At 67.1% G+C, this 26,252-nt stretch carries 16 protein-coding genes and 1 pseudogene; 5 read left to right on the top strand and 12 right to left on the bottom strand.

The window, feature by feature from the left end:
- Positions 1-140 precede the first annotated feature (140 nt).
- The 4 genes from AC1AYP_RS01100 to AC1AYP_RS01085 all read left to right on the top strand — a co-directional run bounded on the left by AC1AYP_RS01100 (position 141) and on the right by AC1AYP_RS01085 (position 7,136).
- On the top strand, positions 141-794 hold the full coding sequence (locus AC1AYP_RS01100; protein WP_476546522.1) for a class I SAM-dependent methyltransferase: 654 nt from the start codon (positions 141-143) through the stop codon (positions 792-794).
- A 27-nt stretch (positions 795-821) separates the two neighbouring features.
- On the top strand, positions 822-5,036 hold the full coding sequence (locus AC1AYP_RS01095) for a DUF3418 domain-containing protein (protein WP_476546521.1): 4,215 nt from the start codon (positions 822-824) through the stop codon (positions 5,034-5,036).
- Between the two features lie 104 nt (positions 5,037-5,140).
- Positions 5,141-5,446, top strand: coding sequence for a YhbY family RNA-binding protein (locus AC1AYP_RS01090; protein WP_476546520.1), 306 nt, complete (start codon positions 5,141-5,143; stop codon positions 5,444-5,446).
- Positions 5,447-5,651: 205 nt separating this feature from the next.
- Positions 5,652-7,136: an MFS transporter gene (locus tag AC1AYP_RS01085; protein WP_476546519.1), complete on the top strand. Its 1,485-nt coding sequence runs from the start codon at positions 5,652-5,654 to the stop codon at positions 7,134-7,136.
- A gap of 1,034 nt (positions 7,137-8,170) precedes the next feature.
- Here AC1AYP_RS01085 and fruG read toward each other — a convergent pair.
- The 4 genes from fruG to fruE all read right to left on the bottom strand — a co-directional run bounded on the left by fruG (position 8,171) and on the right by fruE (position 12,935).
- Complete coding sequence (gene fruG / locus AC1AYP_RS01080) at positions 8,171-9,193, bottom strand: fructose ABC transporter permease FruG (RefSeq protein WP_476501955.1); 1,023 nt, start codon at positions 9,191-9,193, stop codon at positions 8,171-8,173.
- Positions 9,190-10,263, bottom strand: a complete 1,074-nt coding sequence (fruF, locus tag AC1AYP_RS01075; protein ID WP_476501956.1) for a fructose ABC transporter permease FruF — start codon at positions 10,261-10,263, stop codon at positions 9,190-9,192. Before fruF ends, fruG begins: the two co-directional genes overlap by 4 nt.
- An 11-nt stretch (positions 10,264-10,274) precedes the next feature.
- Positions 10,275-11,804, bottom strand: a complete 1,530-nt coding sequence (gene fruK / locus AC1AYP_RS01070) for a fructose ABC transporter ATP-binding protein FruK (RefSeq protein WP_476501957.1) — start codon at positions 11,802-11,804, stop codon at positions 10,275-10,277.
- A 150-nt stretch (positions 11,805-11,954) separates the two neighbouring features.
- Positions 11,955-12,935 carry a fructose ABC transporter ATP-binding protein FruE gene (fruE, locus tag AC1AYP_RS01065; protein WP_476546518.1) on the bottom strand — a complete coding sequence of 327 codons (981 nt, stop codon included), beginning with the start codon at positions 12,933-12,935 and terminating at the stop codon, positions 11,955-11,957.
- A gap of 303 nt (positions 12,936-13,238) precedes the next feature.
- On the opposite strand from fruE, the gene AC1AYP_RS01060 reads away from it, so the two are divergent.
- Positions 13,239-13,508: a hypothetical protein gene (locus AC1AYP_RS01060; protein WP_476501959.1), complete on the top strand. Its 270-nt coding sequence runs from the start codon at positions 13,239-13,241 to the stop codon at positions 13,506-13,508.
- Between the two features lie 115 nt (positions 13,509-13,623).
- On the opposite strand, the gene AC1AYP_RS01055 is transcribed toward AC1AYP_RS01060, so the two are convergent.
- The 8 genes and pseudogenes from AC1AYP_RS01055 to AC1AYP_RS01020 all read right to left on the bottom strand — a co-directional run.
- Complete coding sequence (locus tag AC1AYP_RS01055; RefSeq protein ID WP_476546517.1) at positions 13,624-15,564, bottom strand: LpqB family beta-propeller domain-containing protein; 1,941 nt, start codon at positions 15,562-15,564, stop codon at positions 13,624-13,626.
- A complete protein-coding gene (gene mtrB, locus AC1AYP_RS01050; RefSeq protein ID WP_476544538.1) occupies positions 15,561-17,354 on the bottom strand; it encodes an MtrAB system histidine kinase MtrB in 1,794 nt (597 codons plus the stop codon). The genes AC1AYP_RS01055 and mtrB overlap by 4 nt, the downstream gene beginning before the upstream one ends.
- On the bottom strand, positions 17,351-18,109 hold the full coding sequence (gene mtrA, locus AC1AYP_RS01045; RefSeq protein ID WP_476546516.1) for an MtrAB system response regulator MtrA: 759 nt from the start codon (positions 18,107-18,109) through the stop codon (positions 17,351-17,353). Before mtrA ends, mtrB begins: the two co-directional genes overlap by 4 nt.
- 81 nt (positions 18,110-18,190) lie before the next feature.
- Positions 18,191-19,636 (bottom strand): replication-associated recombination protein A, encoded by a 1,446-nt coding sequence (locus tag AC1AYP_RS01040; protein WP_476546515.1) that lies wholly within the window; start codon positions 19,634-19,636, stop codon positions 18,191-18,193.
- Positions 19,633-22,227 (bottom strand): DEAD/DEAH box helicase, encoded by a 2,595-nt coding sequence (locus AC1AYP_RS01035; protein ID WP_476544535.1) that lies wholly within the window; start codon positions 22,225-22,227, stop codon positions 19,633-19,635. Before AC1AYP_RS01035 ends, AC1AYP_RS01040 begins: the two co-directional genes overlap by 4 nt.
- Before the next feature lie 6 nt (positions 22,228-22,233).
- Positions 22,234-23,247, bottom strand: coding sequence for a PPK2 family polyphosphate kinase (locus tag AC1AYP_RS01030; protein ID WP_476544534.1), 1,014 nt, complete (start codon positions 23,245-23,247; stop codon positions 22,234-22,236).
- A gap of 57 nt (positions 23,248-23,304) precedes the next feature.
- On the bottom strand, positions 23,305-24,897 hold the full coding sequence (locus AC1AYP_RS01025; protein WP_476544533.1) for an acid phosphatase: 1,593 nt from the start codon (positions 24,895-24,897) through the stop codon (positions 23,305-23,307).
- Between the two features lie 251 nt (positions 24,898-25,148).
- Positions 25,149-26,246: pseudogene (locus AC1AYP_RS01020) on the bottom strand (amino acid ABC transporter permease); the annotation flags it as partial.
- Between the last annotated feature and the right edge of the window lie 6 nt (positions 26,247-26,252).

Here is a 26,252-nt window from a genome sequence, read left to right as displayed (position 1 = left end):
TCTGTCGGAAGGTTCCTCGATTGCGTTATGGTCCTTATTATCATCATTGAGGTGACATGCGCCGGCATGCGCACCATGGGACGGACGGTCCGGGCGACGCGCGACGCGGGCGTCGGGGCGGTAAGGAGTTTGAGGACATCATGGCGGAACAGTATTTCGCGGCGGAACCGACGTCGAAGGACGTGCGTCGCACGATGCACGTCACCCTGCGCGGCCACGAGGCGGACGTGGAGACGTCGAACGGCGTGTTCTCCGGTTCGCGCGTCGATCTCGGCACGTCGGTGCTGCTCAGGCAGGCGCCCGAACCTCCCGAGACGGGCGATCTGCTCGATCTCGGCTGCGGCTGGGGCCCGGTCTCGCTGGCGTTGGCCGCCGAATCGCCCGAGGCGCGCGTGTGGGCGGTGGACGTCAACGAGCGCGCGCTGGAGCTGACCGCGTCGAACGCGCGTCGCAACGGCGCCGCGAACGTGCACGTGACGGCGACGGACGCGCAGGGCGCGCCGCTCGCCGCCCAGCCGCTCGACGTGTGCGAGGCGATGCCGGACGATCTCAAGTTCGACGCGATCTGGTCGAATCCGCCGATCCGCATCGGCAAGGAGGCGCTGCATACGCTGCTGATGGCGTGGCTGCCGCGTCTGAAGCCGGGGACGGGCGCTGCGTATCTGGTCGTGCAGAGGAATCTCGGCTCGGATTCGCTGATCCCGTGGCTGGCGGACGCGCTCGGCGAGGGTTATGCGGTGGGCAAATACGCGAGCTCCAAGGGATTCCGTATCATTGAGGTTTTGCGAAAGTAACGACCAGTAGGAAGTCAGCCCAGCAGCATGCGTTTCGAATATCCAGCGGAATTGCCGGTCTCGGCGGCGCGCGACGAGATCGCCGACGCCGTCCGTCACAGCCAGGTGGTGATCGTCTCCGGACAGACCGGTTCGGGCAAGACCACGCAGCTGCCGAAGATCCTGCTGGAACTGGGGCGCGGCACGCACGGCAGGCAGATCGTGCACACGCAGCCGCGCCGCATCGCCGCGCGCACGGTCGCCGAGCGCATCGCCTCCGAGATGGGCGTGCGGCTCGGCGACGAGATCGGCTATCAGGTGCGCTTCACCGACGAAAGCTCGCCGAAGACGCGTCTGAGGGTCGTGACCGACGGCATCCTGCTCGCGCAGATCCAACGCGACCCGCAGCTGAGCCGCTACGACACGATCGTCATCGACGAGGCGCACGAGCGCAGCCTCAACATCGACTTCCTGCTCGGCTACCTGACGGCCCTGCTGCCCAAACGCCGCGACCTGAAGCTCGTCATCACGTCGGCGACCATCGATTCGGAGAAGTTCCAGGAGCATTTCGAACACGCCCTGCACGAGAAGGTGCCGGTCATCGAGGTGTCGGGACGCACCTACCCGGTGCAGGTCGTCTACGAACCGCTCGGCACGGCGCCCGCGCTGATGCGCGAGGTGCCGGGCTTCGCGACCGGCGCGCGCCCGGGCGACGCCGACTACGAGGAACTGGCGAACGCGATCGCCGGCGAGGACGACGGGCCGGCGCGCGGTGGCCGCGGGCCGGCGCGCAACGCGAACTCGTCGTATGAGGACGACGGGATCACCGACATGCCGACGGCCGTGGCGCGCGCCTGCGCCGAGCTCGTCATCCACTCCTCGCACGAGCGGGGCCCGCGCGACATCCTCGTGTTCGCGTCCGGCGAGCGCGACATCCACGAGTTCGAGGCGGCGCTGCGGCACCATTACGGTCCGCGCGCCGAGGACATGCGCCGCGCGGACGCCATCGAGATCATGCCGCTGTTCGCGAGGCTCTCCGCCGCGGACCAGCACAAGGTGTTCGAGGCGCACACGCACCAGCGCATCGTCATCGCGACGAACGTGGCGGAGACGTCGCTGACCGTGCCGGGCATCCGCTACGTGGTCGACCCGGGCACGGCGCGCATCTCCCGCTATTCGAAGACGGCGAAGGTGCAGCGCCTGCCGATCGAGCCGATCAGCCAGGCGAGCGCCAACCAGAGGAGCGGCCGATGCGGCCGTGTGGCGGACGGCATCGCGATTCGCCTCTATTCGCGCGAAGATTTCGAGACGCGCCCGCGCTTCACCGAGCCGGAGATCCTGAGGACCTCGCTCGGCGCGGTGGTGCTGCACATGCTGTCGGTGGGCGTGGCCCGCACCGCCGAGGACGTGACCGGCTTCGGTTTCATCGACCCGCCGGACGTGAAGGCCGTCTCCGACGGCTTCAACGAGCTCACCGAGCTGAAGGCGGTGGCGAGGAGGCGCGGCGAGGTGACGCTCACGCACATCGGCCGCCAATTGGCGCGCATCCCGATCGACGTGAGACTCGGACGCATGGTGATCGAGGCGGCGCGCACCACGTCGCCGAACACGCTGGCCGCGGTGCTTGTCGTCGTCGCGTTCCTGAGCCTGCAGGACCCGCGCGAACGCCCGGACGAGAAGCGCGAGGAGGCGGACCGCATCCACAACCGCTACGCCGACCCGACCTCCGACTTCCTGACGGCCTTGAACATCTGGGACCGCGTGTTCCAGGCGGACGGCAATCCGAGCAACAACGCGCTGCGCCGCATCTGCAAGACCGAGTATTTCAGCTGGCTAAGGATGCGCCAGTGGAAGGACCTGGTCGCCCAGCTGACGCAGATGTGCTGCGAGATGAAGTTCAAGGTGGGCGAGCCGCAGCCCGCCTCGCGCGCCGGTCTCGAGATCCGCCAGCTGCCGATCAACCAGCAGGCGGCGCATTCGCTGTGCTGCTCGTGGGACGCGGAAGGCATCCACAAGTCGATGCTCGCCGGGCTCCTGTCGATGATGGGCATGCAGGTGGTGCGCGAGCCGAAGGCCTCCGACTACGCGCACCTGAAGGGCGCGGCGAGGGCGAGGGCGTTGAAGCGCGCGCAGAAGATGTCGAAGAACGACTATCTGGGCGCGCGCGGCACGCATTTCGCCCTGTTCCCCGCCTCCGCGGTCGCCAAATCGACGCCGAGCTGGGTGATGTCCACCGAACTGGTGGAGACGTCGCGTCTGTGGGCCCGGTATTCGGCGGTCATCGACCCGGCGTGGGCGGAGCCGCTGGCCGGCACGCTCACGCGCACCACGTACGCGGAGCCGCACTGGTCCGGTTCGCGCGGTTCGGCCGTGGCGACCGCGCGCGTGCTCCTCTACGGTCTGCCGATCGTGCAGGACCGCACCGTGCAGTGGGGGCGCATCAACCCGTTGGAGGCGCGCGACTTCCTGCTGCGGCAGGGTCTCGTGGAGGGCGACATCCAGCAGCGGTTCAGCTACGACGACTTCGTCGCGAAGAACCTCAGGCAGCTGGAGGAGGCGGCGGACGACGCGAACCGCACGCGCCAGATTGCCGAGACCGTGTCCGACGAGGACCTGTTCGACTTCTACAACGCGGTCATCCCGCACGACGTGACGAGCGTCGCCGCCCTCGCGAAATGGTGGAAGGGCGAGCACGACGCGCATCCGACGCTGCTCGACTTCGACCCGAGCAAGGTGGAGCGTCTCCAGTCCGCCGAATCGGTGAGCCTCGACGACTATCCGGACCATTGGCATACGCTCGGCACCGACGGCCAGCCGATCGACCTGCGATTGAGCTACGTGTACGACCCGTCCGACACGGCGGACGGCGTCACCGTGCATGTGCCGTTGAAGGCGCTCTCGCGCGTCACGCCGGAACAGTTCACGTGGAACGTGCCCGGCCTGCTCGACGAGCTCATCCTCGCGATGATCAAGGCGCTGCCGAAGAAGCTGCGCGTCCAGTTCGTACCCGCGCCCGACGCGACGCGCAGGATCCGCGCGTGGATCGACGTGCATTACCCGGACCTGCCCGGCTCCGGCTCGCAGCGCAAGCCGAACCTGCCGCCGGAGGACGCCGGTGGCGACGCCGCGGACGGCGCGGCCGGCGGCGGTGCGGGGGCGGCGGGCGGCGCCGCATGGCCGGATCTCGCGCACGTGTTCACGCGCGCCGCGATCGAGACGGTCGGCGCGCAGATCCACCCCGAAGTGCTGGGACCGGAGCTCGTCGAACGGCTCTCCCCGTACCTGAAGATGACGTTCGCGGTCGAGCAGCCGCTGGACGACGGACGCGGCGGGCACGGCGGCGACGGCCGACGTGCCCGCAGGCGCGGCAGGAACGCGGTCAAGACGCTCGGCACCGGCAAGGACCTCAAGGCCCTGCAGGTCAGGTTCGCGCAGGAGGCGCAGGTCTCCGCGCGCAAGGCCGTGCGCCGCAAAGCCGACCAGGCCGCCGGACAGGGCAGGCTCGTCGAACAGGCGAACCTGCTGCACAAGGCGGGCGCGACCACCGAGTCGCGCGCATCGATGCTGTGGCGGGGCGCGCTCGACGCGCTGCGGCTGCCCGACGAACGCGTCTCGTCGCGTTGGCTCGGCACGGAGGCGCTCATGCTCGCCGCCGCCCCCTACAAGTCGACGAAGGCGCTTGTCGAGGACCTGCAGCTCGCCGCCGTCAAACGGCTGCTGCCCGACGTGGACCGTCTGCCCGACGACGAGGCGCTCGCCAACGCGGTGCTCGACGTGCGCGAAGTGTACGAGGACACCGTCTACCAGGTGGCGCACGACGTGATCGCGATCCTCAAACGCTACGCGGAGGTGGACAAGGCGGTGTCCGGCAAGGCGGACCTGCCGATGCTCTCCGTGCTCCAGTCGATCCGCGAGCACATCGCCACGCTCGTCCACCCCGGGTTCATCGGCGCCGCTCCCCCGGCCTCGCTGCGGCACATCGAACGGTACCTGCACGCCGACCTCATGCGCCTGACGAAGGCCAAGTCGGACAAGAACCGCGACGTGCGCTGGGCGTGGGAGGCCGACGAGGCGAAACAACTCGTCGACAAGGCCATGGCCAAGGCGAAGGCCGAACCCGCCGGCCCGAGGCATGAGGAGCTCATGCGCAAGGCCACGGACGCGCGCTGGCTCTTGGAGGAGTTCTACGTGAGCCTGTGGGCGCAGGAGCTCGGCACGCCCAAGCCGGCCAGCATGAACCGCATCCGCAAGGCGCTCGCCTGACCCTGCCGGTACAATACCGACGACGATACCGGCGACGATACCGGCGAAGCCGCGTCGATACGACGCGGCCGGCAAGAGAAACACAGAGATCTAAGGAAACGACTATGGCACTGACCAAGAAGCAGACCAAGCAGCTGCGCGGCATGGCGAACACGATCAAGCCGCTCATCAACATCGGCAAGAACGACGTGACCGACGCGCTCGTCAAGCAGGCGAGCGAGACCCTGGAGAACCGCGAGCTCGTCAAGTTCAGCGTGCAGGACGGCTCCGGTCTGACCGCCAAGGAGGCCGCCAAGAACCTGGCCGGCCAGCTCGGCGCCGAGGTCGTGCAGACCATCGGCAACCGCTTCACCCTGTTCCGCCGCTCCAAGCGCAAGGACGTCGAGCACATCCGCCTCGTGCGCGAGTGATAGTGCGGGAGATCGGGGCTTCCTCCCTCTTCCCCCTCCCCGTCGCTCCCGGCGTTGTCCAGCGTGACGCGATACACTGCACACGCCGGGAGCTCTCCGCAGATCCGTGCGGCCAGGGCCGGCTTCAGCATCCTGGACAGTCAGGCCATCCGCGATTCCGCCCATGTACCGGGCATCGCGACGATGATACGGGATTTTGCAACCAATGACAGAACAGAAGAAGGACACAAGCGGACAGGCGCGCGGCGTCATGCCGGACGAGAGGATTCCCGGCAAGCTGATCGGCGCGATCATTGCGACCGGCGCGCTCGCGTTCATCGGCATCCTCACCGAAACGGTGATGACGGTGCTGTTCCCCGCGCTGATGCGCGAATTCCACGTGGACACGGCCACCGTGCAGTGGATCACCACGATCTATCTGCTCACCGTGGCGGCGACGATGCCGATGTCGTCGTTCCTCAAACGCCGGTTCCGATTGAAGGCGATCTTCGTGGCCGCCGTGCTGCTGGCACTCGTCGGCTCGGTCATCATGATCGTCGCGCACGCGTTCCCGCTGCTCATCGTCGCCCGCATCATCCAGGGCGTCGGCTCGGGTGTGGCCACGCCGCTGATGATGAACATCATCCTCGAACAGTCGCCGCGTTCCAAGATCGGGCGTCTCATGGGCGTCGGTTCCCTCGTCATCACGGTCGCGCCGGCCATCGGCCCGACCGTCGGCGGCGCGGTGACGACCATCCTGCCGTGGCGCGCGATCTTCGTGATCGCCGTGCCGTTCATCCTGCTCGCGCTGCTGCTCGGCATGCTGTGCATCGAACAGAAGGCCCCCACCGAAGCCGCCTACCTCGACCCGTTCCAGGTGGTGACGATCGTCGTGGCGCTCGTCGGCATGGTCCTCGGATTGAACCAGGCGGGCGTCGCGGTGAGCGCCGCCGTGGCCGGACGTTCGGCCACCCGCGCGGCCATGGTCGCCGCCGTGAGCGTGGTCGTCGGCCTCGCCGCGCTGGCCGCGTTCTGCTGGCTGACGAAGCGCGCGTTCTCGCCACTGCTCAGGCTCGGCATCCTGCGCGATCCGGTCGTGCTGCTGCATCTGGTCGCCTATCTGGTGATGCCGATCGTGTCGATCGGATTCGGCTACGTGATCACCAACGTGGCGCAGCTGGGTCTCGGCACGAACGCGTTCCTCGCCGGTTCGCTGGTGCTGCCAGGCGCGCTAATCGGCGCCGTGTGCGCGCCGCTGGGCGGCTGGCTGTACGACCGCTTCGGCGCGGTGAAGCCGATTCTCGTGCCGTTCGGCATCGCGACGCTCGGTCCGGTGCTGCTGTTCGCGTTCGCTCTGCGGCTCACCCCCGTGATGCTCGCCGGCTTCTACTTCATCTTCGGATTCTGCTTCGCGCTCGGCAACTCGAACGTGATGACGAGCGCCCTGAGTTCGATTCCCCGTCAGTTCGCGCCGGACGGCAATGCGATCTTCAACACGGCGCTCCAGTTCGGCGGCGCGGCCGGCACCGCCCTGTTCTCGACGATTCTGGCGGTCGCGCAGGCCGGTCATGGCGCGGAGGGATCGGCGGAGTTCATGCACGCGACCGCGGTGGGCGGCCAGTGGGTGTTCGCCACGATGATCGCGATCTGCGTGGCCGGATGGGTGAGTCTCGCCGCCGCGTTCCGCGCCCGCGCCCGTCGCGGGCTATGAACCGTCTGTCCGGCGACCGAAACGGGACACGAACCACGTGACCGGCACCCGACTGACGGCCGACTGACCGCTAACTACGTTCCAAGGGGTACTTCGTGACGGTGACTGACAGCCATCTTGTCTCCGAGGGGTACCCGCTCGGGTAGAGAGGGCGCCGAAATGGCTTGGCCCCGGTGCAGAACGCCGTCGGCACCTGCCCCTGTGCGGTGACGGATACCCCTCGTTAGCGAGATGGCGATCCGCATCGGAGCGGAAGCACCCCTGACAACGCAGATACCTCTACGCCGGTGGTCAAACGGCATCGGATCGTCCCGGATACGCGTTCCGCGACCGCAATGCCCTTTGGCGCAGCAGCCAGTCTCGATCGCGTCGCAGCCCGGCGCAAGAAATCCCGGAGATCTTCAGCGGTTTCCGGGATTTTTCGTATCGGGTCACCGACGACAATAATCGTCGGCACAGCCATCGGCGCGAGAAATCCCGGTTCCGTCCCAATCGTCCGGGATGTATTGCGCAGAGAACGAGTCGGTGCGAGGATTCCCGGACGGCTCCCCTCTTTTCCGGGATTCCTTACGCAGCCTCGGGGCGGATCGCATGGAGATACGAAGTTGCTGAGAGATACGAATTCCGTTCCGCACCGCGAGCCGCGAGCCATGAGCCACAAGTAAGTTCATGGGGAACTTCCGAAACAACGCGTGTGGCCCGTCCCGAGGGATCTCGGGACGGGCCACACGCGGATGAAAGGAAGGAAATGAAGGAAGAGAGAGGGTGGATGCCGGCGGACGTGTCACCGTACGGTCCCCGCGCGAAGCTCTCGTTGCTTCAAGGCGAGGAGGATTGCCTTTGCGGGCACCGATGGCGTATCGCCCGCCGGTCTCCATGTTCAGTTATCGCTTATTCAGTTATCGGTATTCGGTTATCACGATGTTCGGTTATCACCGCGGTCGTCATCACGGTAGACGGCGACCGCTGCGGGGCTCCGATCGGTCCGGGGGAACCGCCGCGCCGGGCGGCGCCTCCCCCGGACCGATCATCGCCTATTTCTTCTCGCCGACCGCGGTCACCACACGCTGGAGGACCACGAAGGCGAGAATCATCAGGCCGACCACGATGGTCGTCCACTCGGCCGGGACTCCGAAGTCGGAGGTCAGCGGGTCGATGATGGAGCGGACCAGGGCGCCGAGGGCGGAGCCGAGGACGTAGCCGAAGCCGCCGGTGATGATCGTACCGCCGATGACCACGGAGGCGACGGCGTCGAGCTCCCAGCCGACACCGACCGTGTTCTTCGCGGAACCGAGGTTGGCGATGTACACGATGGAGGCCAGCGCGGCGAGGGTCGCGGAGGTGATGTAGATCGTGAACTGGGCGCGCTTCACGGGCAGACCCATGAGCTCCGCGGAGGAGCGGGAGCCGCCGATCGCGTAGATGGTGCGGCCGGTGCGGGTGTGGTGCAGCAGGATGTAGCCGAACACCAGCACCACGAGCGAGATCACGACGCCGATGTTGAAGTAGAGGTCGTTGCTCAGCTTCGGGTTGTCGATGATCGTGATGCTCTGCGCGATCCAGTCGAAGTTGTTGTTGTCCGGGAAGGTCAGCGAATCGGTGGAGATGATGGAGGCGATACCACGGGCGAGGAACATCGTGGACAGCGTCGCGATGAACGGCTGCATGTTGAATTCCTCGATCAGGATCGCGGCCAGCAGGCCGAACGCCGCGCCGATGAGCAGCATGACGACCATCACGACGAGGGCGGGAACGCCCGCGTTGGCCATCTTGATGCCGATGACGGCGGTGATGGCGACGATGGCGCCGACCGACAGATCGATGCCGCCGGTGAGGATCGGGAGCGTCATGGCCACGGCCAGGATGATGAGGTAGGCGTGGTCGATGAACAGGGTGGAGATGAAGCCGAGTCGCAGGTAGGTGCCGAAGAGCGCCTGGCCCATGATCATCATCAGGATGAAGATGACGACGGCCGCGATGGTCGGAATCATCTGTGCGTCGATGCGACGCGTCTTCTTCACGGCCTTCTTGGCCGGGGTTGCCGTAGCGTTTGTCATGCTGCCACCGCCTTTTCAGAGGACTTGAGCGCGCGCTTACGCTTGAGTTCCGCGCTCAGGTTACGAACCTTGGGTGCCTGCATCACGCAGATCACGATCACGACGACGGCGAAGAAGGCCGGGGTTGCGGCGGAATCGATGCCGAGGGTGATGATGGTCTTGCGGATCATGGCGATGATGACGGCGCCGACGGCGCTGCCAGCGAGGGAGAACTTACCACCGAGCAGCGAGGTGCCGCCGATGACGACCGCGAGGATGGCGTACATCTCGAGATCCTGACCGGTCTTGACCACGTCGACGCGCATCACGGATGCGGTGGCGAACAGGCCGGCGATGGCGGCGAGGAAGCCGGAGATCGCGTAGACGAGGAAGAGGATCTGCTTGGGCTTGATGCCAGTCATGCGGGAGGCTTCGGGGTTGATGCCGACGGCCTCGATGAACATGCCCATGGCGGTCTTGCGGCACAGCAGGCCGACGAGGATCACGATGACGACGGCGATCACGAAGTTGGCCGGGATGCCCAGGATGAAGCCGTTGGCCATCCACTTGAGCGGTTCGCTGCCGGCGACCGCGGAGGCGTCGGTGTTCTCGCCGGAGGTGATGACCTTCGCGAGGCCACGGCCGGCGAGCATCATGATCAGCGTGGTGATGAACGGCTGGAGACCGAGGAACGCGACGAGCGCGCCGTTGATGCAGCCGACGGCCAGACCGATGACGAGGGCCAGCAGGATGGAGAGCCACACGTTGGTGCCTCCGGACAGCGCCTGCATCGCGGCCGCGCCGGCGACCGCCATGACGGAACCGACGGAAAGGTCGATGCCTGCGGTGGAGATGACGAGCGTCATGCCGGTGGCGATCATCAGGTATCGGGCGGATTCCTGAAGCATCGTGATGATCGGGCCGGCGAGACCGCCCGTGTTGTCGTTCCACTGCAGGGAGAGGAACGCGTGATCAAACGCGGTGCACAGCAAAACCAGCAGGATGAGTGCGACCACCTCGACGGTGATGTTAGAGGAGAGCAGCTTCTTGACGATGTTGTTCTTCTCGTCCGCTTGCTTCTTATCAGCCATCATCCCTCCTTTCAGTTCTTCACGTTCGTGTTGGCGATGGTCTCGACGATGGTCGACTGCGAGACGGTGTCGCCGTTTTCGATTTCAGCGATCTTGTGGCGATCCTTGAGGACCTCGATGTCGTCGGACAGGCGCACGACCTCTTCAAGCTCGGAGGAGATGAAGACGACGCCCATGCCCTTCGAGGCGAGGTCGAGGACGACCTGCTGAATCTCGGCCTTCGCGCCGATGTCAATGCCTCGGGTCGGCTCGTCGAGGATGAGGAGCTCCGGGTGGGTTGCCAGCCAGCGGCCGATGAGGACCTTCTGCTGGTTGCCGCCGGAGAGGTTCTTGATCGGGCGATCCGGATCAGCCGGTCGCACGTTCATCTCCTTCATGTACTTGTCGACGATTGCGTCCGCTTCCTTCTTCGGAATCGGCTTGAACATGCCGCGCGTCGCCTGGAGGGCGATGAGGATGTTCTGGCGGACGGTCAGGTCGCCGACGATGCCCTCGTCACGACGGTTCTCGGTGGAGTACGCGATCTTGTTCTTCAGGGCGGTGGCCGGGTCGCCGATGGACACCTGCTTGCCGTTGAGCGTGTACGTGCCCGAATCCGGCTTGTCGGCGCCGTAGAGGAGACGGCCGAGTTCGGTGCGGCCGGAGCCGAGCAGGCCGGCGAAGCCGACGACCTCACCCGCGTAGATGTCGAGATCCACCGGGTTGATCGTGCCCTTCTTGCCGAGGCCCTTGACATCGACGATCGGCTTCTCGCCGGGCTCGATGGCGCGGCGCGCCTTCTTGGCGCCGATCTGGGACAGCTCCTCGGCGGACTTGCCGATCATCATGCCGATGAGCTCGTCACGCGGGGTGTCCTTGGTCATGACCTCCTTGATGAACTTGCCGTTGCGCAGGATGGTCAGGCGGTCGGTGATCTCGTAAATCTGGTCGAGGAAGTGGGAGACGAACAGGATGGCCACGCCGGAGTCGCGCACCTTGCGCATGATCGCGAACAGGTCCTCGACCTCGTTGGCGTCGAGGGAGGAGGTCGGCTCGTCGAGGATCAGCACCTTGGCGTTGATGACCATGGCTCGCGCGATGGCGACCAGCTGCTGCATGGCGATGGAGATCGAGCTCAGCGGGGTGTGCGGATCGATGTGCTCCAGACCCATCTGCTTGAGGTAGGTCTTGGCGGCCTCGTGGGTCTTCTTCCAGTCGATGCCGAACGGGCCGCGCTTCTCGTGGCCGAGCATGACGTTCTCGCCGACGGAGAGGTTGGTGCACAGGTTGACTTCCTGGTACACGGTGGCGATGCCGGCGTTCTGCGCGTCCAGCGTGCCGTTGAACTGCTGCGGCTTGCCTTCGACGGTGATGGAGCCCGCGTCGATCTTGTAGACGCCGGTGAGGGCCTTGATCATCGTGGACTTGCCGGCGCCGTTCTCACCCATGAGAGCGTGGACCTCGCCCGGGTACAGCGTCAGATTGACACCGTCCAGGGCCTTGACGCCCGGGAACTCGATCGTGATGCCCTTCATCACGACGATAGGGGTTTTGTCTGTCATATCGTTGCCTTTGAACAGGGAAGATTGTTACCGTTTTGTGATATTTCGACCCCACATGAATGATGGTGCACAAGGGACTACCTCATGCACCATCGGTTATATGTTCATGTGCGGTTCTCGATCATCACTGATGGAGGCGCTTGGCCCGAATCAGTAGGCGCGGGAGTTGGAATCCAGGGCTTCCTTGGCGCTGGCGGCGTCGAAGGTCTTGGACTCGATCTGGATGTCGGACTTGACCTTCTTGCCACCCAGGTAGTCCTTGACGGCCTGCGCGGTCTCCTTGCCGAAAATCGGGTTGTACTCGATCACGTAGGAGAGGTCGCCATCGACGAGGGCCTGCAGGGCGTTCTTCGTACCGTCGATGGTGATGATCTTGACCTTGCCCTTGAGGCCGGCGGCGTCAACGGCCTGCGCGGCGCCGAGGCCCATCTCGTCGTTCTGGGCGAAGATGAACTGCGGGTTGTCGGACTTGTACTTGTCCAGCAGGCCGGCGGTCACGGTCTTGGCCTCATCGGTGGACCAGTTGGCGGACTGGGACTCGAGGACCTTCACGTTCTTGGCGATCTTGGCATCCCAACCGGCGCCACGATCCTTGACGACGGACAGGCCGGCGGGGCCTTCGAGGATGAAGCCGTTGGCGCCGTCCGGGAAGTTCTTGTTCACGAACTCGGCGGCCTGCTCACCGGCCCACTCGTTGGACGGTCCGATGTGGGAGACGATGGCCTTCTTGGCGTCGGAGTCCTTGACCTGGACGTTGCGGTCGACGGTGAAGACCGGAATCTCGGCCTCGGCGGCCTTCTTCAGGGACTCGTCCCAACCGGAATCCTCAGTGGAGGACAGGATGATGGCGTCCACCTCGTCGTTGACGAACTTGTTGAAGGCCTGAATCTGCTTCTGCTGATCGTTGTTCTGGGTCGGCGAGTAAATCAGGTCGAATCCGGCGGACTTGAACGCGGACTTGATGTCGTTCTCGTTCGCGGTACGGAAACCACCCTCGGGGCCGACGGCGACGAAGCCGACGGTCTTCTTGCCGTTGTCCGAACCACCGTTGGAGCCGGAACCGCATGCTGCCACGCTCACCAAAGCGGCGGCGGAAGCAACAAGGGCGATGGCCTTCTTCCAATTCTTCATGTTTATACTCCTCCTCGAGTTATCGAGCACCAAGGTTCTTTCCTTGGCTGACGACTGTTTGTCATCGACATGCTCAAGTATGAACCAAACAATGTGAGCGTTCAACCTCACGGGATAACATTTCGATAACGTCTTGATAACGATTTGATAACATAGCGCCCGCACGTCGGCTTATCGGCGCGGTACCGCCGTTTTCGGGTATTATGGAGAGCGCCGTAACGAGGCGCCGCCGCCTCGCATGCACCTATACATGCACCTATATGAGGCGGTCCGGCACCGTACAACGAACACGAAAGGAGACCCATGGATACCGTGTTCCTCATCATCAAGCAGGTGGAAGGCATCAAGCACCTCGCCGGCGTGGCCGCCACCATCGGCGACGCCGCCAAGCTGCTCGCCAAGTGGGAGCCGGAATGCCCGGACAACTTCAACTTCCTCGGCACCGAGGAGGTCTACGGCGTCAAGCGTCACCTGTTCAACATCCCGTTCAACATGCAGTACCTCATCTACGAGGTCCCGATCAACTCCGAGGTCCCGCAGGAGCTCTTCAAGAGCGAATACGGCGGCATCTGATCGAACGACCCGCGCATCTCGTCGAGAGAGGGCTCCTTCCCGTCAGGAAGGAGCCCTCTTTTGTCGTTTCCGCGCATGCGCGACGCATGTGCACCGCATCGTCCGTCATCGTCCGTCACTGCGCGCCGAGCGCCGTCACCTGCGAATCGGCGATGGACCACGATCCGTCGAGCGAACCGGACACCGACCGGACCACACCGAGGTCGTCGAGCACGGCCAGCCTGCGGTACAGCGCGATCTGCCCGGAGGCGAGTCCCGTCACCGTGGTGTCCGGCAGACGCTGCTCGCGCACGGGGCCGGGCGCGATCTGCCGGTATCCCCGCTGCTTCTGCACCACCGACGATCCGGACGAACCGGACGAACCGGACGAACCGGACGAACCGGACGAACCCGACGACGAACCGGAGGCCGAACCGGACGAATCCGACGCGCCATCCCCGCCGGAACCCTGGCCGTCCGCGTCGTCCGTCGAGGGGACCGACACGTAGATGAGGTTCAGATCGTTGTAGAAGGTCATCATCGTCACGTTGCGCTGCCGCGAGATCTCGGTGGGCTGGGAGGACAGTCCCGACGGCACGAGGCTGCCGTCGCGGCTCACGCCGACCATCACCACGCCGTCGTCGAGCGCCAACGCGAGACGCGCGCCCTCCGGCGAGACGGCGACGGCGCGGATCGACTCCGAACCGAGCCAACCGACCGACAGATGCCGTTCCACGCCGTCGCGCGAGACATAGAGGCTGTGGCCGCCGTCCGAGACCGCCCAGATCTCGCCGTCGAGACCGCCCGAGATGAACGAGACGCGGGCGCCGGAGAACATGACGCCGCACGAGGAGGCGTCGGCCTTGAGACATTCGACCACGCCGTCGGCTCGCAGCACCGCTCCCCCGTCGGCGGAGAACGCGAATCCGCGCGCCCCCGGGGAGCCGTCGGTCTCGCCGACGCGCAGGGGGCTCGACGAGCCGAGGGAGACGACGCGTCCGTCGGTGAGCGTGTAGAGGCCGACGCTCGGCTGCCCGTTGTCGAGGTCGAAGCCGGAGTCGATCCCCGAATAGTCCGCGCTGTCCACGGTCACCTGCAGCTGAGCGCTGGGCACGCCGTCGCCGAGCGTAAGCCGGATGAGATGGACGAGCGCGACACGCGACTCCTCGTCGAGCTTGAGGAATTCGGTGCTCAGCCGCACCTGCGGCTTGCCGTCCGTCAAGGGCACGGTGTCCACGGCGAGCGTCGTCCTCGCCGTGTTCACGTCGCGCACCGCGTCTCCCAGCCAGGCCGCGCCGCCGGCGAGCACCTCGCGCACGGCCTGGGTGCGCCAATTGCGCCAGCTGAGCCAACGCACGTCGGGTACGAGATGCTTGCCGGCGGCGTCCAACTGGTAGACGGACACCTGGCGGAAGACCTGTTCGAAGTCGGCCGAGGAGACGACCACGCCATCCGCCAGATGGGAGATGCGCCACTGGCCGTCGGACTGCGCCATCGAGAACGTCATCACGGTGGTGCTTTCGTCCGCGGGGGCGGGCGTGTACAGTCCGTGGGCGTCGAGGCTGCCCACCACGTTGAGCTCCGCCTCGACCACGATGCCGCCGGAGGCCTCGGGCGATCCGGTCTGCCCGCTCGCCTTGCGCGTGAACCTGGGCGTGCCGTCGTAGATGACGGCGCCGGCGTCGCCCTTCCACTGCTCCGCGGCCTGCGTGGTGAGGAAGCGGCGCGCCACCCGGTAGCCGTCGGACTGCACGCCGGCGGGCATCGCGTTGAAGAACCCCTCGACGATGTCCTCCGGCTGGTCGTTGTCCGACGGTCCTTCCGGACTCGTGTAGACGCGCTGCGTCTGCTGTTCGACCGGGGAGAACGCCTGCACGCCGCCGCCCGACGGCAGTCCGATCGGGCTGGAGCAGGCGCCCGCCGCGCATACGGCGGCGACGACGGCGCATGCGGCGGCGACGCGGACGCAGCGACGCGCGAGCCGACGCGCCGACGCGCCCGCCGTGGGCGCGGACGCAGGCGCAGGTACGGGCGCGGGCATGCCGCCATCGGCCGATCCGTTCCGTCCGTCCATCATTCGTCTCCCGTCCCGTCGTGGCCGTCGCTTCCCGCATCGCCGGCGTTCCCGTCGCCGGTCCCGCCGTCCGCGGCGTCCATGGTGTTCACGCCGCCCGCGTCGCCGCCGTCGCGCGAGCCGTGCTTGACGTAGTCGGCGCTGCGGTTGTCGGCGATGCCGAAGCCGCCGGTGATGACGGGACGGCTGGTGCCGCGTTCGAAGTCGACCGGCAGCTCGTTGTCCGGCACGACGCCGAGCGCGGGATCGCGCGGCAGCGTGACGAGGAACCAGGTGCCTTCGCCGAGTTCGGAGCGCACGCGGATCGAGCCCTGGTGGAGCTTCGCGTCGGTCATCGCGATGGACAGGCCGAGACCGGTGCCGCCGGTGGTGCGCGCACGCGAGGGGTCGCCGCGCCAGAAGCGGTCGAACACGTGCGGCACCTGGTCGCGCGGCATGCCCACGCCGTAATCCCGCACGGAGATGACGACGGCGCGACGGTTGGCGGCGAGCCTCACCTCGATCGGCTTGTCCTCCGCGAAGTCGACGGCGTTGGAGAGCAGGTTGCGCACGATGCGCACGATGCGGCGCGCGTCGAAGTAGGCGAGCACCTCGATGTTCGGCAGGAACGTGTGGATCGGCACGTGCTTCGCCTGGGCGAGGCCGGACACCTGGTCGACGGCCTCGCGGATCGGTTCGCGCATGTCGGCCTCGACCAGGTCGAGCGCCGCATAGCCCGCGTCGTAGCGGGAGATCTCCAGCAGATCGGCGAGCATGTCCTGGAAGCGGTTGATCTGGCCGGAGAGCAGTTCGACGGTGCGTCGCGTGATCGGATCGTACCCGTCCTTGCGGCTTTCGAGCAGATCGGAGGCCATGCGCATCGTGGTGACGGGGGTGCGCAGCTCGTGGCTCACGTCGGAGACGAAGCGGCGCTGCATCGCGCCCGCCTCCTCCAGCTCGTCGATCTTCTGGTCCAACGCGGCGGCCATCGTGTTGAACGAGTCCTGCAGGGAGCCGATCTCGTCCTTGCGCGTCACGGGGACGCGCGCGCCGAGATCGCCGGCGGCGAAGGTCTCCGCCGCGGCGGCCACGACGCCGACCGGGACGATGATGCCGTGCAGCGCCATCCACACGACGATGCCGACGAGCACGCTCAGCGCGAGGCATACGGAGATGAGATTCATCTGGATCTGGGTGAGCGAGTTCTCCTGCGACTCGTAGGAGAACAGCGCGAAGAACTCGAGTCCGCCGGCCGCGCCGAATTCGAGCGTGGTGCCGAGCACCGCGCCGGGCACGTCCGTACGGTTCTCGACGTCGATCGCGATGGGCTGATAGAAGACGCGGCTGTGCGTGTCGGAGGCGACGGCGCTGCGCATGTCGTCGGTGACGGCGTCCTCGTATGTGGGGTCGGTGGACACGGGCACGATGAGGCGGCTCTCGTCGTCCTTGCCGCGCAGATAGACGCTCACGAGGTTCGACGCGCCCTCGTTCTGCAGCGAGGAGGCCAGATTATTGACGAGCTGCTGGTACTGCACCGAATCGGAGACATCGGCCGAGTCGAGCCCGGTCTGCGCCTGCTGCACCATGTTCGAGAAGTCGTTGCGCGCCTGCGTGGAGACCTGGTCGAGGAGCGTGGAGCGCACGGAGATCATCGACACGACGGAGAAGACGACGGCCACGATGAGCGTGACCGCGACCACCATGGCGACGGTGCGCGCCTGCAGCGACCGTCGGACCTCGGCGCGTCCGCTTTTCAGCAGACGACGCCAGCTGAACCGGTCGCCGATGCGCGCGCGCAGATCGGCGCCGGTCATGCCGCCGCCCGCGCGGGATCATGCTCCGGCGGGACGAACTTGTAGCCGATGCCGCGCACGGTGACGATGATCCGCGGCTTCTCCGGATCGTCCTCGACCTTGGCGCGCAGACGTTGGATGTGCACGTTCACGAGACGCGTGTCGCCGTCGTAGCCCCGCACCTTCTTGAGGAGCGTGGAGCGGCTGATGGCCTCGCCGCTGCCGGCGGCCAGCACGGCGAGCAGTTCGAACTCCATCGGCGTCAGCCCGAGGTCGACGCCGTCCTTGGTGGCGGTGTGGCCGGTGCGGTCGATGACGATCGCTCCGCGTTCGATGTGCTGCGGGTCGGAATCGCCCGTCTCGCCGCCGTTGCCGGCCGCCGCGGCGAGCTTGGCGCGGATGCGGAAGCGCGCGCGGATGCGGGCGAGGAGCTCGGCCACCTTGAACGGCTTGGGCACGTAGTCGTCGGCCCCCGCCTCGAGGCCGGCGACCACGTCCACGGTGTCGGACTTCGCGGTGAGCATGATGATCGGCACGTTCGACGAGGTCTCGCGGATGCGCCGCGCCACCTCGGTGCCGTCGATGCCGGGCAGCATGACGTCAAGCAGGATGAGGTCCGGATTGACGGTGGGGAACATCTCCACGGCGCGCAGGCCGTCGAGACAGGTGGTGGTCCGGAACCCCTCGTTCTCCAGCACGATGGAGAGCATCTCGCCCAGTGCCTGGTCGTCGTCGACGATGAGGATCATCTTACCGGCGCTTTCGTCCTGCGTCATCGCGTGCTCCTTTCCCGCCATGGTCATGATGGCGTGGCGCGTCCGTCGTTTCGTATCGGGCTCATTGTACCCCGTAACCGCTTACCTGTCCGCCTGTTTCGTCCGTTCTTCCCGATCGGTTCCCGTCCCGGCGTCCCGTCCGTCCCGTCCGTCCCGCGGGCCGTCGCCGGAGTGCAGGATCGGCTCGATGCGGGCGAGCCGCTCCCCCACCTCGCGTTCGTAGCCGCGGTTGTTCGGCCGATAGTAGCGCCGTCCACGCAGGTCCTCGGGCAGGTACTCCTGCGGCGCGACGGCCCCCGGCCAGTCGTGCGCGTACCGGTAGCCCTCGTGGTTGCCCCACTCCTTCATCAGTTTGGTGGGCGCGTTCCTCAGATACAGCGGCACGGCGCCGATGTGCCCGGCGTCCACGTCCGCCAGCGCCTCGTTGATGGCGTTGTAGCTCGCGTTCGACTTGGGCGCGGTGGCCACGGCGATCGCCGCCTCGGAGAGGATGATCCGGGCCTCCGGCATGCCGACGAGCGCGACCGCCTGCGCGGCGGCGACCGTCACCTGGAGGATCTGCGGAGCGGCCATGCCGACCTCCTCGGCGGCGGCGATCATGATGCGTCTGGCGATGAACCGCGGGTCCTCGCCGGCGCGGATCATGCGTGCGAGGTAGTGCACGGCCGCATCCGGGTCGGATCCGCGCATCGATTTGATGAATGCGGAGATCACGTCGTAATGGTCGTCGCCGTCCTTGTCGTAGCGCACGGTGGCCACGTCCATCACGGTGGAGACGACGTCGGGCGTGATGGTCGGGCGGCGTCTGCCCTTCTCGCGCGCCTTGTCGCCGGTGACCGCGCCGGCGGCCGCCTCGAGGATGGTGAGCGACTTGCGCGCGTCGCCGCCCGCCATCCGCACGATCTCGGCGATGGCCTCGTCGGTGGCCTTCACCTCGCCTTTGAGCCCGTGTTCGGAGGCGAGGGCGCGGCGGACGAGGTCGTCGAGCTGTTCCGGTTCCAGCGATTCGAGTTTGACGACGACGGAACGGGAGAGCAACGGTTTGATGACCGAGAAGCTCGGGTTCTCGGTGGTCGCGCCGATGAACGTGACGTCGCGGTTCTCGACGGCGGGCAGGAGCGCGTCCTGCTGGGATTTGGAGAAGCGGTGCACCTCGTCGATGAACAGGACGGTCTCCTCGCCGCGTGAGACGAGCCGCTCGTGCGCGCGGTCGAGCACGGCGCGCACGTCCTTGACGCCGCTGGTCACGGCGGACAGCTCCTCGAACACGCGGCCGGACTGGCGGGCCACGATCGTGGCGAGCGTCGTCTTGCCGACGCCGGGAGGCCCGAACATGATGATCGAGCTGGGCGCGGTGAGCGAGCCCTTCGACGCCGGATTGGCGAGACGCCGCAGCGGCGAACCCTCCCCCAGCACGTGGGACTGCCCGATCACCTCGTCGAGCGTGCGCGGGCGCATGCGCACGGCGAGCGGACGCGTCACCTCGTCGGGCGCGTCCGACGCCGCGAACAGGTCGTTGTCGGTCATTCGTTGCCGACCTTGTAGTCGAAGAAGACGACCTCGCCGCTCTCCTGCGTGGCGTCGAGGTCGACGACGCCTTCGATGGCCCAGTCGTGGTCGCCGTCGGAGTCATCGATGATCTGACGCACCTTCCACGAGTGCTCGTCCTTCTCGTGCTTCGTGTCGAGCATGAAGAGCTCCGCGGAACGGGCCTTCGCGTCGGTGTTCACGTATTCGTGCTCGTCATAGAAGTCGTCGAGCGCGTCCTCCCATTCGTGCACGCCGTAGCCCCAGTCCTTGTCGAGCGCGCCGAGCGTGTCCGGATCGTCGAGATCCATGAGCGTGACGCGGCGGAACAGGGCGTTGCGCACGAGCACCGTGAGGCCGCGGCGGTCCTCGACGACGGCGTCGCGCGCGCCGGGGGCGGCGAGCGACGCGGCCGCCTCGGAGGCGTCCGTGGAGCCGTCCGCGCCCGCGTTCTCCCACTCGTCGACGAGCGAGGAGTCGATGGAGCGCACGAGCACGCGCAGCCAGGCGATGATGTCGTCCAGCTGCTCGTCGCGCTTCTCCGGCGGCACGGTGCGGGCGAGCGCGCGGTACGCGTCGGACAGGTAGCGCAGGAGCGTGCCTTCGGAGCGGGCGATGTTGTAGCGGGCGATGTAGCCGGTGAAGTCGGAGGCGGTCTCGACCATGTCGCGCACCACCGACTTGGGGCTCAGCCAGTAGTCGTTGGCCCACGGCACGTCGTGGCGGTACTGGTCGAACGCCGCGTCGAGCATGTCCTCCAACGGCTTCGGGTAGGTGATCTCCTGAAGGCGGTCCATACGCTCGTCGTAGTCGAGGCCGTCGGCCTTCATGTCGGCCATGGCCTTGTCGCGGGCGGCGCGCTCCTGGGCGCGCAGCACCTGCTTGGGGTCGTCGAGCGTCGCCTCGACCATGGAGATCACGTCGAGCGCGTACGTGTCCGACTCGGGGTCGAGCAGTTCGAGCGCGGCGAGCAGGAACGGCGAGAGCGGCTGGTCGAGCGCGAAGTCGTCGGGCACGTCGAGCGTCATCACGTAGTCCTTGCCGCCGTCGCGGCCTTCGAGCACCTCGATCACGTCGGTGTCGAACAGGGTCTGGAAGATCTCGTCGGCGCGCTGGTGGAGCTTCTCCTTCTGATCGGGGGTCTGCGCGGAATCGTCGATGAGGTCATCGATGCGCGCGCGGGCGTCGCCGCCCTGCTCGACCTCGTTGAGCACCATCGAATGCGTGATCTTGAGGTGCGGCACGAGCGTTTCGGGGGCGGCGTCGATGAGCTTGTCGAACGTGTTCTGGTTCCACGTGACGAAGCCTTCGGGCGCCTTCTTGCGCTTGACCTTCTTGAGCTTCTTCGGGTCGCCGCCCGCCTTGGCGATGGCCTTCTGGTTCTCGATCTCGTATTCGGGCGCCTCGGCGACGACGAGGCCTTCCGTGTCGAAGCCCATGCGGCCGGCGCGGCCGGCGATCTGGTGGAATTCGCGGGCCTTGAGGCGGCGCATCTTGGTGCCGTCAAATTTCGTCAAGGCGGTGAGCACGACCGAATGAATCGGCACGTTGATGCCGACGCCGAGCGTGTCGGTGCCGCAGATGACGGGCAGCAGGCCCTGCTGGGCGAGCTGTTCGACGAGGCGGCGGTAGCGCGGCAGCATACCCGCATGGTGGATGCCGACGCCGGTACGCAGCAGCCGTTGCAGGATCTTGCCGAACGCGGTGGTGAACTTGACGCCCTTGATGGCCTCGGCGATGGCGGCGCGCTGCTCCTTGCTGGAGACGCCGGTGGAGGCGAGCGCCTGCGCGGTCTCTAGGGCGGCGTCCTGCGAGAAGTGGACGACGTAGATGGGGGTCTCGCCGTTCCTGAACGCGAGTTCGACGGTCTTCTCCAACGGGTCGAGCGTGTACTCATAGCTCAGGGGCACGGGCCGCGGCGCGTCGGCGATCACGTCCACGTCGGGCACGTCGTTCAAATCGGAAAGCTTGTCGGCGATCGCGTCGACGTTACCGAGCGTGGCGCTCATGAGCAGGAAGCGCGTCTGCGGAAGGGTGAGCAGCGGCACCTGCCACGCCCATCCGCGCTCCGGGTCGCCGTAGTAGTGGAACTCGTCCATCGCGACCATGCCGATGTCCGCATGCTCGCCCTCGCGCAGCGCCTGGTTGGCGAGGATCTCGGCGGTGCAGCAGATGATCGGCGCGTCCGCGTTGATGTGGCTGTCGCCGGTGATCATGCCCACGTTGTCGCGGCCGAACACCTCGACGAGGTCGAAGAACTTCTCGGAGACGAGCGCCTTGATGGGTGCCGTGTAGTAGGAGCGGCGGCCGGTGCACAGGGCGGCGAAGTGCATGCCGAGCGCGACGAGCGACTTGCCGGAGCCGGTGGGCGTGTTGAGGATCACGTGGTCGCCGGCGAGCAGGTCCATGATGGCCTCCTCCTGGTGGGGCCATGGCTCGATGCCCTTGACGTCCTCCACCCAGCCGAAGAACCGTTCGTAGATGTCGTCGTCCGTGAGGTTGCGCTCGCGTTCGCTTCCGTCCCATTCCGGGGCGAGCCGCCCCAGCGACCCGTAGCGCTTGTCGTCCTCGTATTCCTTCTCGTCGGTCATGGTTCCCTAGCTTAGCCGACGTCGCGCCTCGTCGGCGTCCACTTCCGCTTCGAGCGGCGGCCAGGACATGTTCATGTTCCGCAACGTGGTGCGCAGCAGTTCGGAGACGACGGCCCGGGAGTACCAGCGGTTGTCGGCGGGCACGAGATACCAGGGGGCGGCGGGCGTGCTCGTCCGTTCGAACACCTCCTGCCAGGCGTCCATGTAGTCGTCCCACCGGTCGCGCGCGTCCAGGTCGGAGACGTCGAACTTCCAGTATTTGGTGGGGTCGTCGAGGCGCGCGAGGAAGTGCCGGCGCTGCTCCTCACGGCTGGAGACGAGGAAGATCTTGATGACGGCGCATCCGGAGGCGACGAGATTGCGCTCGAACCCGTTGACGATGTCGTAGCGGGCCCGCCACACGTCCTCGGGGAACGTGCCGTACACGTGCGGCATGACGATGTCCTCGTAGTGGGAGCGGTCGAAGATCGCGATCCACCCCGGATCGGGCAGTTCGCGTTCCACGCGCCACAGGAACCCGTGGCCCGCCTCTTCCTCGGTGGGTTTGCCGAACCCGTGGTAGTGGATGCCCATCGGGTCGCCCTGCCGGAACACGTGGCGCACGATGCCGCCCTTGCCGGAGGCGTCCATGCCCTGCAGCACGATGAGCAGCCTTCTGGGCGACCCCTTCACGCCGTTCGCGTACATGAGCCGCTGGTAGCGGGCGATGCCCGACGAGCTCAGGTCGATGAACCGTTCGCCGTCGTACTTGTCGCCGTCGAAGCCGGGGGTGCTCCCCGCGCCCGTCGCGGCCAGCTCCCCCACGTCGACGCCGTGGTGGAACATGAGCCGCTGCGCGGGCGGCAGCGACCAGACGGCGCTCAGCAGCTCGCTGGATTTCGCGGCGCGCGCGAGACGCTCCGCCACGTTGTCGCTGTCCTCGACCGAGCCGATCAGCTCCTCGGCGCGGTCGAGCGCCTTGTCGACGTACTTGCGCGTCCTGCCGCCGCCTTTGGCGTTCTTCCTGTCATCCTTGGCCATAGGGCCGATTGTACGCCGCCGCGGACGTGTGGCGACGATTTCGCCGGCACCGGACGGTCACGCGGCACGGCGCGCGCGGCGGCGGTCGCGCACGCGCAACGCCGTGCCGACCGCGGCGACGGCGACGGTGCCGAGGGCGACCGCGGTGAGCGCCCGACGATCGAGGCGCTTCGCCGCGGGCCCGGGTCCGGCGGCCTCGTCGCCGTTCTCGCCGGCCGCCGCATCGGAGTCGGGATGGTTTCCGCGGTCAGCGTATTGCGCGTTGACGACGGTCGGACCGTCGAACGCGCCCTCGGCGTCGTCGGCGGTCTCGACCTTGGCGACGTCGCCGTTCGCATCCAACGTGACGCGGGCGCACAGGGCCTTCGCCCAGTCGATGCGCTGCCAGCCGTCGGACGACTTCCATAACGGGTATCCGGAGTCGAGCGCGGTCTTCGCGAGGATCGCGTTCCGCTGGTCGGCGTGCAGCTGCGGGTAGGCGAGACGCAGCACGTCGGCGGCGCCGCGCGGCGCGGTGAACGGTTCGCCCTTCTCGGTCTTGTTCTGCGCGAATCCGTAGGTCATGCGCTTGACGTAGACGCGGACGGCGGACGCCCGGTCCCTGACCGGCTCGTCGGCGATCGGGTCGAGGAACCCGTTCGTATAGCCGCCTTCGCCGGTGGCCTTGAGGTCCGCGATGCACGCCTTGAGCGTCGCGCCGTGGCCGTCCGCCCTGCAGCGTTCGGTGAGGTAGGCGCGCAGCTGCCGCGCGGCGGGGGCGACCGACGTGCCGAACTCGTTGTGCCAGTATTGCCCGTTCTGCGCGGAGCCGCCGATGCGCCCGCCGATGACGTCAAGCGGATAGTGGACGCCGAGCACGATGCGGTTGTTGCCCGCCTCCGAGGTGCGCGCCATGATCTGCGGCGCGAGTTCGGGGATCATGCCGGCGAGCGCCACGCCCCACGAATAGGCCGTGGTCGTGTGTCCGGACGGGTAGGAGCTGTTCTTCTGCAGGTTCGAATAGCCGGGGACGTGGTCGCCCCATGCGGGCACCTGCCTGATGTCGAGCGTGGCGGGCAGTCCCGCGAGGTCGTTCGTGCCGTTGTAGGCGCTCACCGAGCGGTCGAGGTAGGGCCGCGGGTGCATGGCCGCCCGCTTCGACTCGTAGGTGGAGGCGACGTCGAAGCGGAACAGGTCGACGACGCGGCCGAGCCGGTGTCCGTCGATGCCTTCGCGCATGTAGCGGCCGAGCACGGGGCCGAGCGCGTCGGGCATGGTCTCGCGCGCCCTGAGGTCGGAGTCGACGAGCGCGCGTCTGCGCTGCGGGGTGAGCCCGTCGGCGTCGGCGCCTTCGGCCCCCTTGTGGTTGATGGCGACGGCGAGGTCCCCGTCGCGCTTCATCACGGTTTTGTCGAGCACCTTGCCGCCGTCCCGCGCGCTGGTGGGCGCCTTCCAGTAGTCCTTCTCGTAGTCGGCGAGGAGGGCCGCCCAGTCAGGGTTGGGCAGCTGGTCGGCGCGCGCGGCGGGGACGGCGCCGGGAATCGGCGCGACGGCGGCCAGGGCGACGGCCGCGACGGCCGCGGTCGCGGCGACGAACACGGCGGCCACGGCGCGGAGGGACCGGATGCGCGCGGATACGATGACGGCGGACAGGTTCGGGAACGGTGTCATGCTCCCTAACCTATCCGCCGTTTCGCTACGCGACGAGGGGCGCGGCCGAACGATGGGTGAACTCTTCGTGTCGCTCAGATCTTCAGACGGTGCCCCATGTCGTCGTGGTTGTGGTCCTTCTTGCCGATGTCGCCGTGCGGCTTGAAGACGGCGCGGTCGTGCTTCTCGCCGTGGCCGTACTGGTCGTGGCGTTCGGGCGGCTCGCCGCCGTTCTCCTTGGCGGCCTTGGCGGCGAGGCGCGCCGCCTTCGCGGCCTTCGCCTTGCGTTCCGCCTCCTCGTCGCGGATCAGACGGCCGGTCTCCGGATCGATCTGCGATTCGGGCTGCGTGGCGTCGTAGCCCTGCTCGTAGCGGGTGCGGCGCCAGTTGCGGATCGACGCGTTCGTGCCGCGGTGGTGCACGTGGTACTGGCGGGGCGCGCCGCCGAGCGGCAGCTCCTCCACCTCCTTGGCGACGGCGATCTGGTTGATGTTCGACGGGTCGCCGGCGGCGATCGGCGCGACCGGCTCGGGCTCGGCGGGCGCGGCCGTGCGCTGCTGCATGCGTTCCGGCAGCCATTCGGCGAGTCGGGACAGCAGCCAGCAGGCGATGAAGTAGATGACCGCGGCCATGACGAGCGTCTGCAGGATGTTGAAGTACATCGAGCCGAGTCGGCGCGACTCCTGCAGCAGATCCGTGTACATGATGATCGAGCCGAGCGCCGTGTCCTTCAGAACGACGACGAGCTGGGTGACGGCGGCGGGCAGCATCGCGTAGACGGCCTGCGGCACCTCGATCTGGATGAGCGACTGCGTTTCGGTGAGTCCCAGGGCGAGGGACGCCTCACGCTGGCCGTTCGGCAGATTGCCGACGCCGGAGCGCACGAGCTCGGCGACGACCGAGCCGTTGTAGAGCACGAGCGCGATGACGACCGCCCAGTACGAGGGGCTCGGGAATCCGGCGAACGCGAACCAGCGCCAGAAGAAGATCATGAGCAGCAGCACCGGCACGGCGCGGCAGAACTCGACGATCACGGCGGACACGCCGCGCACGAGCGGGTTCGGCAGGAGTCGTCCCACGCCGAACACGAGGCCGAACAGGACGGCGCCGACCACGGCGAGCACGGTCGCCTTGACGGTCATCCACAGGCCAGGCAGGTAGAAGTCGGTCCACGCCTCCTTCTCGAGGGCGGGCTTCCACAGCTCCCAGCTCAGCTGGTTCTCGCCGTCCGGCGGGTTGTGCAGACGCATGAGCATAAGTACGACGAGTACGGCGAAGACCAGGCCGGCGACCCAGTTGATGATGCGGATGGTGCGGCGGCCCTTCGGACCGGGCGCATCGAACAGGACGGAATTGGAAGTATCGGCCATGACTCG

This window comes from Bifidobacterium sp. LH_424 (genome assembly GCF_056356895.1).
Note: the sequence above shows the minus strand (reverse complement) of the source record. Positions and strands in the feature narration are given on the sequence as shown.

Excerpts from the sequence above, each read along its gene's own strand:
- AC1AYP_RS01090 (WP_476546520.1), top strand. The coding sequence starts at position 5,141 with ATGGCACTGACCAAGAAGCAGACCAAGCAGCTGCGCGGCATGGCGAAC.
- AC1AYP_RS01100 (WP_476546522.1), top strand. The coding sequence starts at position 141 with ATGGCGGAACAGTATTTCGCGGCGGAACCGACGTCGAAGGACGTGCGT.
- mtrB (WP_476544538.1), bottom strand. The coding sequence starts at position 17,354 with ATGACCGGCGCCGATCTGCGCGCGCGCATCGGCGACCGGTTCAGCTGG.
- AC1AYP_RS01040 (WP_476546515.1), bottom strand. The coding sequence starts at position 19,636 with ATGACCGACAACGACCTGTTCGCGGCGTCGGACGCGCCCGACGAGGTG.
- fruE (WP_476546518.1), bottom strand. The coding sequence starts at position 12,935 with ATGAAGAATTGGAAGAAGGCCATCGCCCTTGTTGCTTCCGCCGCCGCT.
- fruG (WP_476501955.1), bottom strand. The coding sequence starts at position 9,193 with ATGACAAACGCTACGGCAACCCCGGCCAAGAAGGCCGTGAAGAAGACG.
- AC1AYP_RS01095 (WP_476546521.1), top strand. The coding sequence starts at position 822 with ATGCGTTTCGAATATCCAGCGGAATTGCCGGTCTCGGCGGCGCGCGAC.
- AC1AYP_RS01035 (WP_476544535.1), bottom strand. The coding sequence starts at position 22,227 with ATGACCGACGAGAAGGAATACGAGGACGACAAGCGCTACGGGTCGCTG.
- AC1AYP_RS01030 (WP_476544534.1), bottom strand. The coding sequence starts at position 23,247 with ATGGCCAAGGATGACAGGAAGAACGCCAAAGGCGGCGGCAGGACGCGC.
- AC1AYP_RS01060 (WP_476501959.1), top strand. The coding sequence starts at position 13,239 with ATGGATACCGTGTTCCTCATCATCAAGCAGGTGGAAGGCATCAAGCAC.
- fruK (WP_476501957.1), bottom strand. The coding sequence starts at position 11,804 with ATGACAGACAAAACCCCTATCGTCGTGATGAAGGGCATCACGATCGAG.
- AC1AYP_RS01025 (WP_476544533.1), bottom strand. The coding sequence starts at position 24,897 with ATGACACCGTTCCCGAACCTGTCCGCCGTCATCGTATCCGCGCGCATC.
- AC1AYP_RS01085 (WP_476546519.1), top strand. The coding sequence starts at position 5,652 with ATGACAGAACAGAAGAAGGACACAAGCGGACAGGCGCGCGGCGTCATG.
- AC1AYP_RS01055 (WP_476546517.1), bottom strand. The coding sequence starts at position 15,564 with ATGATGGACGGACGGAACGGATCGGCCGATGGCGGCATGCCCGCGCCC.
- mtrA (WP_476546516.1), bottom strand. The coding sequence starts at position 18,109 with ATGACGCAGGACGAAAGCGCCGGTAAGATGATCCTCATCGTCGACGAC.
- fruF (WP_476501956.1), bottom strand. The coding sequence starts at position 10,263 with ATGGCTGATAAGAAGCAAGCGGACGAGAAGAACAACATCGTCAAGAAG.